The sequence below is a fragment of the Microbacterium sp. MMO-35 genome (assembly GCF_037147555.1).
Lineage (GTDB): Bacteria > Actinomycetota > Actinomycetes > Actinomycetales > Microbacteriaceae > Microbacterium.
Genome location: NZ_JBBCVH010000001.1, coordinates 171,079 through 186,979 on the forward strand (window position 1 = coordinate 171,079; position 15,901 = coordinate 186,979).

The window sequence follows — 15,901 nt, forward strand, 5'->3', positions numbered from 1 at the left end:
CTCAGCCCTTCACCGCGCCGGTCAGGCCGCCGACGATGCGGCGTTCGAAGAGGCTGAAGAAGATGAGCGCGGGCAGCATCGACAGCGAGGTGTACGCGAGCACCCGGGCGGTGTCGACCGAGTACTGGGAGGAGAAGTTCTGCACGCCGAGCGGCAGGGTGAACAGGTTCGGGTCGTTGAGGATGAACAGCGGCAGCATGTACCCGTTCCAGGATCCGACGAAGGCGAGGATGCCCACCGTGACGACGCCCGGCAGGCTCAGCGGGATCACCATCCGCCAGAAGAAGCCGAGGCGCGAGGCGCCGTCGATCGCCGCCGCCTCCTCCAGCTCCTTCGGGATCGCCTTGAGGAACGGGACGAGGATGATGATCGTCGTCGGGAGTGCGAACGCGATCTGCGGCACGATGATCCCGGCGAGGCTGTTCACCAGGCCGAGGTTGCGGATCAGCAGATACAGCGGCGTGATCGCGACGGTCACAGGGAACATCAGCCCGGCAGCGAACAGCGAGTACATCACCGGCTTGGCGGCGAACTCGTAGCGCGCGAGCACATAGGCCGCCATCACTCCGAGCAGCACGGCACCGGCCGTCGTCCCGATCGCCACGACGGTCGAGTTGAGCAGGGCGGTCCAGAACTCGGACCCGGCGAGCACGTCGGTGTAGTTGCCGACCTGCCACGGAGCCGGGAACCCGGATGGATCCTTCGTGATCTGCGAGTTCGTGCGGAACCCGCCGATGATGATGTAGAGCACCGGCGTGATGCAGATCGTCACGAGCACGATCGCGATCAGGTAGAGCCCGGGGCTCCCCCAGGGGGCCTTCTCCGCTCGGCGGATGCCCCTGCGGCCGCGCGGCTGCACGATCGCCGTGGTGCGGAGGGTGTCGGTGGTCATCTGCGGGCCTTTCCGCTGTCGCCGGTCAGGGCGCCGTCGGTGTCACGCCGCAGCACGAACCGCTGATAGACCAGGGCGACGACGAGCGTGATCAGGAAGAGCATCACGGCCACCGCGTTGCCGTAGCCGTAGCTGCCGGCGAGGTGCCCGTTCTGATACATGTACGTCGCCATCGTGGAGGTGCCCGCGGTCGCGGAGATGTACTGCCCCCAGATGATGTTGACGAGGTCGAAGAGCTGCAGGGCTCCGATGATCGACAGGAACGCCCAGATCCGGATCGTCGGCCCGAGCAGCGGGACCGTGATGTTCCACTGGGTCTTCCAGAACCCGGCGCCGTCGATCGCCGCCGCCTCGAAGAGCTCCTCGGGGATGGACTGCATCCCCGCGAGCATCAGGATGACCGCGAACCCGATGTACTTCCAGGTGATGATGATCATCAGCGTCCACAGGGCGAGCTTCGGGTCCGCGAGCCACGAGTGCTGCAGGAATCCCAGCCCGAGCTTGCCGAGCAGCGAGTTCAGCGCGCCGGTGTCCTGCATCATGAGGTTCCACCCCGTGCCGACGATGACCTCGGAGATCACGTACGGCACGAAGATCAGCACGCGGATCACGGACCGTCCGCGGAACTTCTGATTCAGCAGGAGGGCGAACAGGATCGCGATCGGCCCCTGCAGCACGAGCGAGAGCACGACGATCGCGAAGTTGTGGGTCACCGCGTCGCGGAACGTGCCGTCCTGCCACATGTGGATGTAGTTGTCGAAGCCGACGAACTGCGTCGGGAAGCCGAACCCGTTCCACTTGAAGAACCCGTAGAACGAGGCCATCGCCACGGGCAGGATGACGAATCCGACGAACATGATCAGGGCGGGGCCGGAGAGCAGCGCGATCTCGCCGCGCTTGCGCCAGTCGGCGCGGGCTCGCCGCACCGGGGCCGGGGCGGCCCCGGTCCCGGCGCGGCGGTTGCTCTCAGGCACGGCCTCGGCCATCACCTGGGTGCCAGTCATCGCTCTCGCTCAGCCTCTCGCCGCAGCGTCGGTGATCTTCTGGATGAGGGTCTTCGCATCTCCCTGGCCGGCGAGCATCTCGACCACGCCGGTGTTCAGGGCGTTGCCGACGTTCTGTCCGAGGGCCGTGTCGAGCCAGAGCGCGACATAGGGGGCCTTGCTGTAAGCCTCGATGACCGGCTTGAGCGCGGCGTTGTCGACGGCGCCCTTGGCGTCCTGGTTCGCGGGGATGGTCTGGAACGCCACGGCGTACTTCTCCTGCCATTCCTTGGACGCGACGAAGTTGAGGAACTTCTCGCAGGAGGAGGGGGACTTCTCGGAGCAGGAGTAGCCGTCGAGGCCGCCCATCATCGCCCCGGGCTCGCCCTTGCCTCCGGACACCTCGGGGAACGGGAACCAGTCGAGGTCCGCCAGCGGCTTCTGGTCCGGGGTGAGGCTCGCGATCACGCCCGGGTCCCAGGCGCCCATGAGCTCCATCGCCGCCTTGTGGTTCGCGACGAGCCCGGCGGACGAGTTCGCGCCCTGCTGGGCGGAGGTGGTGAGGAAGCCCTCGTTGAAGGGCTCGACCTGGGCGAACTTCTCGAGGTTGTCCGCAGCGGTCAGCCAGCAGCCGTCGGTGAAGTCCTTCTTGGTCGCGAGGTTCGTGATGAGGTCCTCGCCGCAGGCGCGCACGGCGAAGAAGTAGTACCAGTGCGCCGCCGGCCAGGCATCCTTCGCGCCCAGGGCGATCGGGGCGATGCCTGCCGCCTTGAGCTTGGTGATGGCGGCCTCGAGGTCGTCCATGGTCTTCGGGGTCTCGGTGATCCCCGCCTGGGCGAACAGGTCCTTGCTGTAGAAGAGGCCGCCCGGCAGCATCGCCATGGGCACGCCGTAGACCTTGCCGTCCACCGTGAAGGCGCTGAGCGCGGCGTCCCCGATCCCCTTCTTGACGTCGGGATCGATCTTGTCCGACAGATCCTTGACCTTGCCCGCGGCCACGACGTCGGCGAGCTTGCTGCCGCCGCGCGCCATGAACACGTCCGGCATGTCGCCCGAGTTGACGGCGGTCTGCAGCTTGCCGTCCATGTCCTCGTTCTGGATCGACGTGACCTTCACCGTCACGTCCGGGTTGGCCTTCTGGAACGCCGCCGCAGCGTCGGTCCAGAACTTCTTGCCGTCACCGGTGGTCGAGTTCTGCCACACGGTCAGCGTCTGCTTGCCGCCGCCGTCGCCGCTGCCGGACCCTCCGGAGCACCCGGTGAGGGCGATCGTTCCCCCGACTGCGAGCGCCACGGCGGCGGTCAGCACCTTGCGGATCTTCATGCTGTGTTTCTCCTCATCATCGAGTTCCAGCACCGCGTCGACAATTTGTTGTCGACTACAGCGAATGTGCCGTCGGCCTACTCTGGCACCGGATCACTCCGCATGTCAAACGATATCGATAACGTTTTCGCTCGCTAGATTGGGGACATGAGCCGCCGCATCACGATCCACGACGTCGCCCGGGCCGCCGGCGTCTCCGTCGCGACCGTCTCGAAGGCCATCAACGGACGCGACGGCGTCTCGCCGGCCACCCTCGAGCACGTGCAGGAGGTCGTGGCGCAGCTCGGCTACGAGAGCTCGCTGGTGGCCACCTCGCTGCGCCGGAGTCGCACGGACGTCATCGGCGTGCTCGTCGCGGAGTTCGAGCCGTTCGCCGTGCAGCTGCTGCAGGGCGTCTCCGCCGCCCTGCAGGGCACCCGGTTCGACGTCCTCGCCTACGCGGGGAGCGTGTCCGCCGGGGAGCACGCCGGCTGGGAGCGCCGATCGCTCTCTCGGCTGGGAGGAACGCTCATCGACGGCGCCATCCTGGTCACCCCCACGACCACCCCGACTCAGAGCACCGTGCCCATCGTGGCCATCGACCCGCACGCGGGCTCGGACGGACTGGCGTCGGTGAGCGTCCGCAACACCGACGGCGCCTTCGCCGCGACGGCGCACCTGATCTCCCTGGGGCATCGCCGCATCGCCCATCTGCGCGGCCGCACCGACCTCGAGTCGGCCCACCAGCGCGAGGAGGGCTACCGTCGTGCGCTCGAGGACGCCGGGATCGGATTCGACCCGACCCTCGTCGCCGACGGCGGATACCGGACCGCCGCATCGACGGCGGGGGCGAACGCCGTGCTCGACCTCGCCGATCCCCCCACGGCGGTGTTCGCCGCCAACGACCTGTCCGGGATCGAGATGATCCGGGTCGCGGTCGGGCGCGGACTGCGCGTACCGGAGGACCTCTCGGTCGTGGGCTTCGACGACATCCCCGAGGCCGCGGCGCACGTCCCCCAGCTCACGACCGTGCGGCAGCCTCTCACCGAGATGGGCGCAGAGGCGGTGCGCGTGCTGCTCGCGATGCTCGACGGCGGCCCGCAGGAGCACGTGCGGATGCCGGCGGAGCTCGTGGTGCGCACCTCCACCGCCGCTGCGCCGCGCTGAGCGCCGCTTCGGCGGGACGTTGCGCCCGCCTCGCGCCGCTGATATGTTTGCTGCTACAACATTTCACCGAAGGCGCTGAAGGCGGATCACCATGGCACTCACCCCCACCCGCGAGGACAAGTTCTCGTTCGGTCTCTGGACCGTCGGCTACAACGGCGCTGACCCGTTCGGCGGCCCGACCCGGCCGGCCCTCGACGTCGTCCACGCCGTCGAGAGGCTCGCCGAGCTCGGCGCTTACGGGCTCACGTTCCACGACGACGACCTGTTCGCCTTCGGATCCACCGAGGTCGAGCGCCAGACGCAGATCGACCGCCTGAAGGGAGCGCTGGCCGACACCGGGCTGGTCGTGCCGATGGTGACGACCAACCTCTTCAGCGCCCCGGTCTTCAAGGACGGTGGCGTCACCTCGAACGACCGCGCCGTGCGCCGCTTCGCCCTGCGCAAGGTGCTGCGCCAGCTCGATCTGGGCGCCGAGCTGGGAGCGAAGACGTTCGTCATGTGGGGCGGCCGCGAGGGTGCGGAATACGACTCTGCGAAGGACATCCGTGCCGCGCTGGAGCGCTACCGGGAAGCCGTGAACCTGCTCGGCGACTACGTGACCGACAAGGGCTACGACATCCGGTTCGCGATCGAGCCGAAGCCGAACGAGCCCCGCGGCGACATCCTGCTCCCCACGCTGGGCCACGCCCTCGCGTTCATCGACTCGCTCGATCGCCCCGAGCTCGTCGGCCTCAACCCCGAGGTCGGTCACGAGCAGATGGCGGGGCTCAACTTCGCCGCCGGCATCGCCCAGGCGCTGTACCACGGCAAGCTCTTCCACATCGACCTCAACGGACAGCGCGGGATCAAGTACGACCAGGATCTGGTGTTCGGTCACGGAGACCTGCACAACGCGTTCGCCCTCGTCGACCTGCTCGAGAACGGCGGCCCGGGCGGCGTGCCCGCCTACGACGGCCCGCGCCACTTCGACTACAAGCCCAGCCGCACCGAGGACGAGACGGGCGTGTGGGACTCGGCCGCCGCGAACATGCGCACGTACCTGCTGCTCAAGGAGCGCGCCGCCGCCTTCCGCGCCGACCCGGAGGTGCAGGAGGCACTGAGCGCCGCCCGTGTCGATGAGCTGTCCTCCCCCACGCTCGCGACCGGCGAGACCTACGACGGCCTGCTCGCCGACCGGTCCGCGTACGAGGACTTCGACGCGGATGCGTACTTCGGCGGCAAGGGCTTCGGCTTCGTGCGCCTGCAGCAGCTGGCGACCGAACACCTCCTCGGCGCCCGGTGACATGCCCCTCGTGATGGGGGTGGATTCGTCCACCCAGTCCTGCAAGGTCGTCGTCGTCGACGCCGAGTCCGGATCCGTCGTCCGCACCGGCCGGGCGGCGCATCCGGACGGCACGGCCGTCGACCCCGAGGCCTGGTGGCGCGCACTGAACGACGCGATCACCGCCGCGGGCGGGATCGACGACGTCGCCGCATGGTCCATCGGAGGCCAGCAGCACGGCATGGTCGCCCTCGACGCGACCGGATCCGTCATCCGCGACGCCCTGCTGTGGAACGACACCCGCTCCGCGCAGGCCGCGCAGGACCTCATCGGCGAGTTCGGCGCCACCGAGCTGGCCGCGCGCACGGGACTCGTCCCGGTGGCCTCGTTCACCGTCACGAAACTGCGCTGGCTGCGCGACGCGGAACCGGAGCACGCCGCACGCGTCGCCGCCGTCGCGCTGCCGCACGACTGGCTGACCTGGCGCCTGCGCGGCTACGGCCCGGAGGACTCCTCGCCGCTCGGGCCCGTGCTCGGCGAGCTGATCACCGATCGCTCCGATGCCAGCGGCACCGGGTACTGGAGCCCCGCCGACGGCTCCTACGACCGGGAGCTGCTCACCGCAGCCCTCGGCCATGACGCGGTCCTGCCGCGGTTGCTCGGCCCTGCCGACCACGTCACGGACCCGGCCGGGCGCCGGGTCGCTCCCGGTGCCGGCGACAACGCGGCGGCGGCCCTCGGGCTCGGCGCCGGGCCCGGCGACGTCGTCGTGTCGATCGGAACCTCGGGCACCGTCTGCGCCGTGAGCCGCACGCCGATCGCGGATCCGTCCGGCACGGTCGCCGGCTTCGCCGATGCGACCGGGAACTTCCTCCCGCTCGTGGCGACCCTGAACGCCGCCCGGGTTCTCGACGTGACCGCGGCCCTGCTCGGCGTCGGGCACGACGAGCTCGGCGAGCTTGCGCTCTCGGCGGCAGCCGGGGCCGGAGGCCTGACCCTGCTCCCCTACTTCGAGGGCGAACGCACCCCGAACCTGCCGGACGCCACCGCGTCGCTGACGGGCATGACGCTCGCATCCACGACCCGGCCGAACCTCGCCCGCGCCGCGGTCGAGGGCATGCTGCACGGGCTCGGCGCCGGGCTCGACGCCCTCCGCGGTCTCGGCGTGCCGCTCGATCGCGCCCTGCTCATCGGCGGGGGGGCGCAGTCCGAGGCGGTGCGACGGATCGCCCCGGAGATCCTCGGCGTTCCGGTCGAGGTGCCCGCGCCCGGCGAGTACGTCGCCCTCGGAGCGGCCAGGCAGGCCGCCTCCGTCGCACAGCGCTGACCGCCGTCTCGACCGCAGAGGAGCACACGACCATGCCCCTGACCGACCTTCCCCTGACCGAGCTCCGCGGACTCCGTCCCGAGGTCTCGGAACCCGCCGACTTCGACGGATTCTGGCGCGACACCCTGGCCGGATCCCGCGCGCTCACCACCGCCGCCACCCTCTCCCCCGCGGCGACCCCGATCGATGCGCTCATCGTCGAGGACCTCACGTTCTCGGGCTTCGGTGGCGAGCGGATCCGCGGCTGGGTCACCCGGCCCCGCCGCGCGGGACGCCTGCCCGTCGTCATCGAGTACCTCGGCTACGGCGGCGGCCGCGGCTTCCCCGGCGAGCGCCTGCACTGGGCCGCCGCCGGCTACGTGCACGTGCTCATGGACACGCGCGGCCAGGGCGCCGGCTGGGGAACGGGCGGCGCCACCCCGGATCCGCACGGATCGGACGGAGCGGCCCCCGGTTTCATGACGCGCGGCATCCTGCACCCCGACGACTACTACTACCGCCGCGTCTTCACCGATGCCGTGCTGCTCGTCGATGCGGTGCAGGACATCCCCTTCGCCGACCCCGCCCGGATCGCCGTGACCGGCGGCAGCCAGGGCGGCGGCATCAGCCTCGCGGCCGCGGCCCTGCATCCGGGCGTGGTCGCCGTCATGCCCGACGTGCCGTTCCTGTGCGACTTCCGCCGCTCCGTCGCGCTCACGCCCGGAGACCCCTTCGGTGAGATCGCCCGCTATCTCTCGGTGCACCGGGATCGCGGGGACCAGGCGTTCCGGACCCTGTCGTACTTCGACGGCGTGAACTTCGCCCGCCGCATCGCCCGGCCCGCGCTCTTCTCGGTGGCCCTCATGGACGACGTCGTGTTGCCCTCCAGCGTCTTCGCCGCGTACAACCACCTCCTGACGGAGGACGCGGCGATCGAGGTCTACGAGTTCAACGGCCACGAGGGCGGAGGCTTCGCCCATTGGCTGCGGCAGACCGCCTGGCTCGCCGAACGCCTCTGAGCGGTGCGCCTCACTCTCCCCGCGCTGTCCTGGTCGGCCGTGGAGTTCGACGTCGCGCGGAGCTGATCGGCATCCCGTCCCGCCGCCGGGGCGCAGTCGATTCGCTCAGGTCGCACTCTGGCGATTCAGGTCGCAGAATCGGCTGTTCCCAGGCCCCGGGAACAGCCGATTCTGCGACCTGAACGGAATCCGGATCCGGATCCGGGTAGAGGATCCTGATCCGTCCGAGGTCTTGACGGATCCGCATCTGGAATCTATAAAGAAACTTAGCTAATAGATTTCAGGAGCTTCGATGACGTCCTCCCCCGCCCCCGGCACCCCCGGCTGGCTCGCCCTCCGCAACGACCAGGCCGCACTCTCGCTGCTCCTCGACGAGGGCCCGCTCACGCGCAACCGCATCGGCGAGCTGACCGGGCTCTCCAAGCCGACCGCGGCGCAGATCGTGACGCGACTGGAGGAGGCCGGGTTCATCCACCCCGCCGGTGAGCTCTCCGCCGGCCGCGGCCCGAACGCGGTCACCTACGACGTGCGGCTGGACCGGAGCCTGGGCGTCGCGATCGACGTCGACGAGACCGTGCTGCGCGCGACCGTCGTCGACGCCCGCGGCACGGAGCGCCCCGTCGCGACCATCCCGATCGACGCGGCGCACCCGCGCTCGGCCGAGGGCGATGTGCGCCGGGCGATCGACGCCGCCTGCCGCGCGGCCGACGTCGACGCCGGCGCCGTCGTCGAGATCGTGATCGGCGTGCAGGCCGCCAACGACCCCGCCGCGGATCGCCTCAACTTCACCGACACCCTCGACGGCTGGCCCATGCAGAACGCGCGCGGCGAGCTGGAGGCGGGCCTCGGCATCGCCGTCGCGCTGGAGAACGACGTGAATCTCGCCGCGATCGCCGAACGCGCCGAGGGCGCGGGCGCCGACGCCCCGGGATTCGCGCTGCTCTGGCTCGGCGAGGGCCTCGGCCTCTCGATCGACCTGGACGGCACGATCCTGCACGGCGCCACCGGTGGTGCGGGCGAGATCGGCTACCTGCCCGCGCCCCGCACGGCGATGGCGATCGACCCGGACGCGGAGGACCTGCAGGAGCTGGTCGGCGGATCCGCCGTCGCACGCTCCGCGACCTCCGCCGTCGGCAGCCCGCTCGACTACGCCGGGGCTCTCGCCGCCCTCGCGAGCGCGCCGGATCGGATCGTGCCCGACCTCGCCGCGCGCATCGCGCTGGCCCTCACGCCGGTCATCGCCGTGCTGGATCCGTCGCTGGTGATCCTCGGCGGCCCCACCGGGGTCGCCGGCGGGGCGGCGCTGGCGGACGCCGTGTCCGCCGCGCTGCGCGCCTCGTCGGGCTGGGACCCCGCGGTGCGCACCACGGGAGCCCCGGCCGATGCCGTGCTCCTCGGCGCCCGGCACGTGCTCGTGTCACGCCTGCGCGGACGCCTGCTCCCCGAGTGATTCGCGGCACGGCCGACCCCGGCCGTGCCGCCAGATCCCCCTGAACAGAGAGGTTCACATGAAACGCCACACCCGGCTCCGCATCGGAGCCATCGCCGCGCTCTCCGTCACCGCCGTCGTCCTCGCCGGCTGCTCCGGCGGATCCGACACCACCGTCGCCGCCACGGCGCCCGACCATCTGTCCGGCACGGTCACCCTCTGGGAGTTCTTCAGCGACCGCGAGGCCGGAGTCGTCCAGTCCGTCATCGACGACTTCCACAAGAAGTACCCGGATGTGAAGGTCGACGTGCGCACCGGTCAGGAGGACGACAAGATCATCAAGGCCATCGCGGCCGGCAACGATCTCGACGTCGCGATCTCGGGCGCCGTCGACAACGTGGGCGCGTTCTGCTCGTCGGGAGCGCTGCGCGACCTCACGCCCTACATCGAGCGGGACGGCGTCGACCTCTCGCAGGTGTCCGATGTGGCGCGCAGTTATACCTCCTTCGACGGCAAGCAGTGCGCGCTGCCGATGCTCGCCGACGTGCAGGGCCTCTACTACAACACCGACCTGCTGCAGGCGGCGGGCTACAGCGCACCGCCGAAGACGCTCGGCGAGCTCGAGGCGATGGCGGTCAAGCTCACGACGTACAACGCCGACGGATCCATCAAGACGCTCGGCTTCAACCCGCTCATGGGCGCCTACGAGAACGCCCCGACCGTCTTCGGAGCCGCCGCAGGCGCCGAGTGGATGAAGGACGGCAAGAGCGCGATCGCCTCCTCGCCCGGCTGGAAGGAGCTGATGACCTGGCAGAAGAAGTTCATCGACGAGATCGGCTACGACAAGCTCAAGGCGTTCACCGCCGGTCTCGGAGACGAGTTCTCCGCGGGTCAGGCGTTCCAGACCGGCCAGCTCGCGATGAACCTCGACGGCGAGTGGCGCGTCGCCTTCCTCGCCGATCAGGCGCCCGATGTGAAGTACGGGGTCGCGCCCTTCCCCGTGCTGGACGGCCACGAGGACCTCTACGGCGGCGGGTTCTCCTCCGGCACGATCGCAGGCGTCTCCAAGGGCTCCAAGAACCCCGAAGCCGCCTGGGCGCTGCTGCGCTATCTCACCCTCGACACCGACGCGGTCGTGAAGCTCGCCAACGGCCTGAAGAACGTCCCGACCACGAAGGACGCGCTCGCGTCCTCGAAGCTCGACCTCCCGGAGCAGTTCGGGACGTTCCTCGACATCGCGAAGAGCCCGCACCTGACCTCGATCCCGGCGACCGTGATCGGCAGCGCGAACCAGGTCGCGCTCTCCGGCTACTGGACCAGGTTCCAATCCGGCGGCGGGGGCGACATCGACGCCGGCCTCAAGAAGGTCGACAAGGACATCGACGACCAGCTCGCCCTGAGCGAGGGCCCGTGATGACCGCGACCCTCGCGCCGGGGCGCGCGGAGACCCCTCCGCGCGCCCCGGGAGCCACCGCCCGCCGGCGCGGATCCGCCGCCCGCCGTCGTCGATGGAGCATCGCCCTGATGCTGGCTCCGACGCTCCTCGGCCTCGCCGTCTTCTTCGTCTACCCGCTCGTGGCGAACCTGTACTTCTCCTTCACCCGGTACGACCTCGTGTCCGCGCCGCAGTGGAACGGCCTGAACAACTACGTCTACCTGTTCACGAAGGATCCGCGGATCGCCACCGCGGCCCTGAACACCCTGTGGTTCGTCGTGATCCTGGTGCCGGTGCGGATCGTCTGCGCCCTCGCGGTCGCGGGGCTCCTGCTGCGCGCCCGCAGCGCCGGCGGCGTGTGGCGCACGATCTTCTACCTGCCCGCGCTCGTGCCGCCCGTGGCGTCGGTCGTCGCGTTCGTGTTCCTCTTCAACCCGGGGACGGGCCCCGTCAACCTCGTGCTGAAGAGCCTCGGCATCCCCGGTCCGCTCTGGTTCAACGACCCCGCACTCGCGAAGCCCTCGCTCGTGCTGCTGGGCGTGTGGGTCATGGGCGACGTCATGATCATCCTGCTCGCGGCACTCCTGAACGTGCCGCGCGACCAGTACGAGGCGGCATCGCTCGACGGGGCGAACGGCGTGCAGAAGGTGCGCTACGTGACGATCCCGTCGATCGCCCCCGTGCTGCTGTTCGCCCTGGTGACCGGCATGATCGCGGCGCTGCAGTACTTCACCGAGGCGGCCGTGGCGTCCGGCGTCGCGTCCGGTCGCTCGGGCGCCGCCTCGGGCGGGCTCGCCGCCGACATCGGGTATCCGGAGGACTCGCTGCTCACCTACACGCAGTGGCTGTACGTGCGCGGGTTCGCCAACTTCCAGCTCGGCTACGCCGCGGCCATGGCCGTGGTGCTGTTCCTCGTCGCCAGCGTGTTCGTCGCCCTGCTGCTGCGCAAGTCGCGGGCCTTCTCCCCGGAGGACTTCTCATGACCGCGACCGCGCTCATCACCACGGGGTCCGCGCGCCCCGCGCGCCCGGTGCGCGGCGGCCGGCGCATCCTGATCTGGATCGCGGACCACACCGTGCTCTCCGTGCTCGCGGTGCTGTTCCTCGCACCGATCCTGTTCGTGCTGCTGACCTCGTTCATGTCGGGCAAGCAGACGCTGACCGCCTCGATCTGGCCGCAGCCGTGGGACCTCTCCAACTACGTCCGCGCGTTCACGCAGGTGCCGCTGGGGCTGTGGTTCCTGAACTCCGCGTTCTACGCGGTGCTCGCCACCGCGTTCATGCTGGTCTCATCGGTGCCCGCGGCGTACGTCCTCGCGAAGATCCGCTTCCGCGGGGCGAACATCGTCTTCCTGGCGATCATCGTGGCGATGCTGCTGCCTCCGCAGGTCACGATCGTGCCGGTGTACGTGATGTTCGCCAAGCTCGGCCTCACGGGGACGCTCTGGCCGCTGATCCTGCCGAACCTGCTCGGCGATGCGTTCTCGATCTTCCTGCTGCGGCAGTTCTTCCTGACCATCCCGTCCGCCTACGCGGACGCCGCGCGGATCGACGGCAACGGCGAGTGGGGCGTGCTCTGGCGGGTCATGGTGCCGATGACCAAGCCCGGCATCGCCTCGGCCGCGAGCTTCCTGTTCTTCAACTCGTGGAACGACTACTTCGGCCCGCTCCTGTACGCCTCGGAGAACCCCTCGGCGTGGACGGTCGCCTACGGTCTGTCCACCTTCCACGGCACCCACGGCACCGACTGGGGGACGACCATGGCTGTGACGATGCTCGTGACGATCCCCGTGGTGATCGTGTTCTTCTTCGCCCAGCGCGTGTTCGTCGAGGGCATCAACCTGACCGGAGTGAAGGGCTGACATGAAACTCACCGTCATCGGAGGCGGATCCACCTACACCCCCGAGCTCACGGACGGCTTCTCACGGCTGCGCGACGTGCTCCCGATCGACGAGCTCTGGCTCGTGGATCCCGACGACCGGCGCCGGGAGCTCGTCGCCGGGGTCTCGCAGCGGATGTTCGCGCGCGCCGGGCACCCGGGCCGGATCAGGGCCACCGCCGACCTCGTCGCGGGCGTCGCGGACGCGGACGTGGTGCTGATCCAGCTGCGGATCGGAGGGCAGGCCGCCCGGCTCGGCGACGAGACCTGGCCGCACGAGGCCTGCTGCATCGGTCAGGAGACCACGGGTCCCGGCGGGCTCGCCAAGGCACTGCGCACGGTTCCCGTGGTGCTCGAGGTCGCCGAGGCCGTGCGCCGGCATGCGAAGCCCGGCGCCTGGATCGTCGACTTCACGAACCCGGTCGGAATCGTGACCCGCGCGCTGCTCGAGGAGGGCCATCGCGCGATCGGCCTGTGCAATGTGGCGATCGGATTCCAGCGCCGCTTCGCCCGGATGCTCGACGCGGATCCCGCCCTCGTCCGCCTCGAGCACGTCGGCCTGAACCACCTGACCTGGGAGCGCGGCGTGCTGCTCGACGGCGTCGATGTGCTGCCGGAGCTGCTGCGGGAGCGCCTGCCCGAGCTCGCGGACGAGGTGGAGCTGCCGGCTCCGCTGCTGCAGAACCTCGCGATGGTCCCCTCGTACTACCTCAGGTACTTCTACGCCCACGACCGGGTCCTCGATGAGCAGCGGCACGAACCGCCGCGCGCGGAGAAGGTGATGGAGGTCGAGCGGGAGCTGCTCCGCCTCTACGCGGATCCGTCCGTCGACGCCAAGCCCGCCGTGCTCGCCGAACGCGGCGGCGCGTTCTACTCCGAGGCGGCGGTGGATCTCATCGCGTCGCTGCTCAGCGACCGCGGCGATGTGCAGGTCGCGAACCTCCGCAACGGCGGCACTCTGCCGTTCCTCCCCGACGACCACGTCGTCGAGGTGTCCGCCACGATCGGCGCCTCCGGTCCCGTCGCCGTGCCCACAGCTCCCCTGCCGGGCGACGTGCAGGGGCTGATCGGCCATGTCGCGGGCTACGAGCGGCTCGCCCTCGACGCCGCACGGCACACCGGATCCGCCGAGCGCGGGCGGCAGCTCGTCGAACGCGCGCTGCTCGCCCACCCGCTCGTCGGCCAGTGGGACCGCGCGGAGAAGCTCGCCGATCTGCTCATCGACCACAACCGGGATCACCTCGCGTGGGCGCGGTGAGCGGCACGGCGGTGCGGACCGGGCAGGGACTCCCGCCGACGCATCCGGAAGGGATCGTCATCGCCATCGACGGCGGCGGCACCAAGACCGACGCCGTCGCCCTCGATGCGACCGGTGCGGTCGTCGCCCATGTGCGTCTGGGCGCGTCCGATGTGCACCCCGGACGGGAGGGGGAATCGGCCGCCGTCGTCGACGCGGCCGTCCGGCGGGTGCACGCCGAGGCCGGAGGGGGGCCGCTGCTGAGGGTCGGCGTGTTCCTCTCCGGCCTCGACCACGAGGACGAGTTCGCGGCGTTCCGCGCGCGGATCCGTTCGCTGCCGTGGTTCCTCGGAGAGGACGGCGTGGAAGCCCACGTGGAGAACGACATGTTCGCCCTGCTGCGGACGGGCACGCTCGCGCCCGACGCGGTCGCCGTGGTCTGCGGCACTGGGCTCAACGCGATCGGCGTGCGCGCCGACGGCACGACGGCCCGCTTCCTCGCCTGGGGCGCGGTGTCGGGCGACTGGGGCGGCGGATCGGACATCGGCGCGGAAGCGCTGCGCCTGGCCGCCCGGGCGCTCGACGGCCGGGGACCGGAGACCGCGCTGACCACGGCGCTCCCCGAGTCGTTCGGGCGCTCCGACCTCACCGCGCTCATCGAGGACGTGCACTTCGGCCGCCTTCCGGAGGAGCGGCTGGCCGAGCTCGTGCCGGTGGTGTTCACGGCTGCCGACCACGGCGACGCCGTGTCCCGCGCGCTCGTGGAGCGGCAGGCGGAGGAGATCGTGGCGATGGCGGCGAGCGCGGCCCGGCGACTGGGGCTCGATCGGGATCCGATCCCGGTCGTGCTCGGCGGCGGGGTGCTCGCGGCACGCCAGCCCCTGCTTCTCGACGGGGTCGTGCAGCGGCTCACCGCCGCACTGCCCTCGGCCGTTCCGACGGTGGTCGACGCCCGGCCCGTGGTCGGCGCGGGGCTCGCGCTACTGGAGCAGCAGGGCGCCGCGGACGACGTGCTGCGCCGCGCCCGAGCAGCGCTCGAGCGCACCGTCCCCGCCTGAGCGCCGCTCGCCGGTCCTGCGCCGCTCGCCGGTCCTGCGCCGCTCATCGTTCAGGTCGCACTTCTGGCGGTGCCGACCACCCTGGGGCCGCCGAAAGTGCGACCTGAACGGGCGGAGTGCGACCTGAACGGGCGGAGTGCGACCTGAACGGGCGGAGCGCGACGCACGGCATCCTGCAACATCCGGGAAACACGGGATGCGTACACTCGGGGACGCCACAAGCACGCACTCCCCCGAAGGACCCACCATGTCCGGTACGCCGTCATCCGCGCCCATCACCGTCTCCATCCGCCGCGAGGTCGACCCCGCCCGCATCGCCGAGGCCACGGCCTGGGTGCAGACCGGGGTGAACCTCGCCAGCTCGCATCCCGGCTTCCTCGGATCCGGCTGGGTGCGCGACGGCGACGACTCGCACCACTGGCACATGCTCTACCGCTTCGCGGACGAGGCAGCCCTCGACGCCTGGGAGGCCTCGCGCGAGCGCGCCTGGTGGCTGTCGATGGGCGAGGGGTTCGTGCGCAGCGAGCGCACCCGGCGGCGCACCGGGATCGAGGGCTGGTTCGACGAGCCGTCGACCGAGACGATCACCGTGCCGACCTCGACCGGGGCGACCACGGTGATGGTCGCCCCGTCGCCGCCCCGCTGGAAGCAGGCCGTGTCGATCTGGCTCGGATTCTTCCCGGTGAACCTGGTCTTCACGTACCTGATGAGCCCGGTACCCGGCTGGAACGCCCTGCCGATCTGGCTGCGCGTGCTCGCCACGACGGTCGTGCTGACGCCGATCATGACCTACTGGGTGCTGCCCTGGGTGACCCGCTCCCTGCGGCGCTGGCTGAACCGGTAGCGCCGGAAGAGAGGATGATCGTCATTCCGCAGGACGGATCCGGCCGGATCCTCCTGCGGAATGACGATCACCCTGTGGAAACGGGTCGA

At 70.5% G+C, this 15,901-nt stretch carries 14 protein-coding genes; 11 read left to right on the forward strand and 3 right to left on the reverse strand.

Translation table 11 applies throughout. The features are described 5' to 3' along the window. Position 1: 1 nt before the first annotated feature. The 3 genes from WFJ01_RS00705 to WFJ01_RS00715 are packed head-to-tail and all read right to left on the reverse strand — an operon-like array spanning position 2 to position 3,198. On the reverse strand, positions 2-892 hold the full coding sequence (locus tag WFJ01_RS00705) for a carbohydrate ABC transporter permease (RefSeq protein ID WP_295034318.1): 891 nt from the start codon (positions 890-892) through the stop codon (positions 2-4). Next, the gene (locus WFJ01_RS00710; protein WP_442927960.1) at positions 889-1,878 is read right to left on the reverse strand and encodes a carbohydrate ABC transporter permease; all 990 of its coding nucleotides are present in this window, start codon (positions 1,876-1,878) and stop codon (positions 889-891) included. Before WFJ01_RS00710 ends, WFJ01_RS00705 begins: the two co-directional genes overlap by 4 nt. 27 nt (positions 1,879-1,905) lie before the next feature. Beyond that, positions 1,906-3,198 (reverse strand): extracellular solute-binding protein, encoded by a 1,293-nt coding sequence (locus WFJ01_RS00715; RefSeq protein WP_295034320.1) that lies wholly within the window; start codon positions 3,196-3,198, stop codon positions 1,906-1,908. A gap of 147 nt (positions 3,199-3,345) precedes the next feature. Between WFJ01_RS00715 and WFJ01_RS00720 the strand changes: the two genes are divergently transcribed. The 11 genes from WFJ01_RS00720 (at position 3,346) to WFJ01_RS00770 (ending at position 15,812) form a co-directional block, all read left to right on the forward strand. Further along, positions 3,346-4,344, forward strand: coding sequence for a LacI family DNA-binding transcriptional regulator (locus WFJ01_RS00720; protein WP_336627907.1), 999 nt, complete (start codon positions 3,346-3,348; stop codon positions 4,342-4,344). 91 nt (positions 4,345-4,435) lie between these two features. Further along, entirely contained in the window at positions 4,436-5,626 is a 1,191-nt protein-coding gene (xylA, locus tag WFJ01_RS00725) for a xylose isomerase (RefSeq protein ID WP_336627908.1), read from the forward strand. A gap of 1 nt (position 5,627) precedes the next feature. Continuing rightward, the gene (gene xylB, locus WFJ01_RS00730) at positions 5,628-6,932 is read left to right on the forward strand and encodes a xylulokinase (protein ID WP_336627909.1); all 1,305 of its coding nucleotides are present in this window, start codon (positions 5,628-5,630) and stop codon (positions 6,930-6,932) included. 32 nt (positions 6,933-6,964) lie between these two features. Beyond that, the gene (locus tag WFJ01_RS00735; RefSeq protein ID WP_336627910.1) at positions 6,965-7,930 is read left to right on the forward strand and encodes an acetylxylan esterase; all 966 of its coding nucleotides are present in this window, start codon (positions 6,965-6,967) and stop codon (positions 7,928-7,930) included. 292 nt (positions 7,931-8,222) lie between these two features. Beyond that, entirely contained in the window at positions 8,223-9,380 is a 1,158-nt protein-coding gene (locus WFJ01_RS00740) for an ROK family transcriptional regulator (protein WP_292883484.1), read from the forward strand. Positions 9,381-9,438: 58 nt separating this feature from the next. Beyond that, positions 9,439-10,773: an ABC transporter substrate-binding protein gene (locus tag WFJ01_RS00745; protein ID WP_336627911.1), complete on the forward strand. Its 1,335-nt coding sequence runs from the start codon at positions 9,439-9,441 to the stop codon at positions 10,771-10,773. Then, positions 10,773-11,777: a carbohydrate ABC transporter permease gene (locus WFJ01_RS00750; protein WP_336627912.1), complete on the forward strand. Its 1,005-nt coding sequence runs from the start codon at positions 10,773-10,775 to the stop codon at positions 11,775-11,777. The genes WFJ01_RS00745 and WFJ01_RS00750 overlap by 1 nt, the downstream gene beginning before the upstream one ends. Then, positions 11,774-12,655: a carbohydrate ABC transporter permease gene (locus tag WFJ01_RS00755; protein WP_336627913.1), complete on the forward strand. Its 882-nt coding sequence runs from the start codon at positions 11,774-11,776 to the stop codon at positions 12,653-12,655. The genes WFJ01_RS00750 and WFJ01_RS00755 overlap by 4 nt, the downstream gene beginning before the upstream one ends. A 1-nt stretch (position 12,656) precedes the next feature. Next, positions 12,657-13,931 (forward strand): 6-phospho-beta-glucosidase, encoded by a 1,275-nt coding sequence (locus tag WFJ01_RS00760; RefSeq protein WP_336627914.1) that lies wholly within the window; start codon positions 12,657-12,659, stop codon positions 13,929-13,931. Then, on the forward strand, positions 13,928-14,968 hold the full coding sequence (locus WFJ01_RS00765; RefSeq protein WP_336627915.1) for an N-acetylglucosamine kinase: 1,041 nt from the start codon (positions 13,928-13,930) through the stop codon (positions 14,966-14,968). Before WFJ01_RS00760 ends, WFJ01_RS00765 begins: the two co-directional genes overlap by 4 nt. Before the next feature lie 247 nt (positions 14,969-15,215). Further along, the gene (locus WFJ01_RS00770) at positions 15,216-15,812 is read left to right on the forward strand and encodes an antibiotic biosynthesis monooxygenase (protein WP_251442596.1); all 597 of its coding nucleotides are present in this window, start codon (positions 15,216-15,218) and stop codon (positions 15,810-15,812) included. The last annotated feature ends 89 nt before the right edge of the window (positions 15,813-15,901 follow it).

Coding starts and splice junctions, on each gene's coding strand:
- WFJ01_RS00755 (WP_336627913.1), top strand. CDS start 11,774: ATGACCGCGACCGCGCTCATCACCACGGGGTCCGCGCGCCCCGCGCGC.
- xylB (WP_336627909.1), top strand. CDS start 5,628: ATGCCCCTCGTGATGGGGGTGGATTCGTCCACCCAGTCCTGCAAGGTC.
- WFJ01_RS00710 (WP_442927960.1), bottom strand. CDS start 1,878: ATGGCCGAGGCCGTGCCTGAGAGCAACCGCCGCGCCGGGACCGGGGCC.
- WFJ01_RS00745 (WP_336627911.1), top strand. CDS start 9,439: ATGAAACGCCACACCCGGCTCCGCATCGGAGCCATCGCCGCGCTCTCC.
- WFJ01_RS00760 (WP_336627914.1), top strand. CDS start 12,657: ATGAAACTCACCGTCATCGGAGGCGGATCCACCTACACCCCCGAGCTC.
- WFJ01_RS00705 (WP_295034318.1), bottom strand. CDS start 892: ATGACCACCGACACCCTCCGCACCACGGCGATCGTGCAGCCGCGCGGC.
- WFJ01_RS00740 (WP_292883484.1), top strand. CDS start 8,223: ATGACGTCCTCCCCCGCCCCCGGCACCCCCGGCTGGCTCGCCCTCCGC.
- WFJ01_RS00735 (WP_336627910.1), top strand. CDS start 6,965: ATGCCCCTGACCGACCTTCCCCTGACCGAGCTCCGCGGACTCCGTCCC.
- WFJ01_RS00770 (WP_251442596.1), top strand. CDS start 15,216: ATGTCCGGTACGCCGTCATCCGCGCCCATCACCGTCTCCATCCGCCGC.
- xylA (WP_336627908.1), top strand. CDS start 4,436: ATGGCACTCACCCCCACCCGCGAGGACAAGTTCTCGTTCGGTCTCTGG.
- WFJ01_RS00720 (WP_336627907.1), top strand. CDS start 3,346: ATGAGCCGCCGCATCACGATCCACGACGTCGCCCGGGCCGCCGGCGTC.
- WFJ01_RS00750 (WP_336627912.1), top strand. CDS start 10,773: ATGACCGCGACCCTCGCGCCGGGGCGCGCGGAGACCCCTCCGCGCGCC.
- WFJ01_RS00715 (WP_295034320.1), bottom strand. CDS start 3,198: ATGAAGATCCGCAAGGTGCTGACCGCCGCCGTGGCGCTCGCAGTCGGG.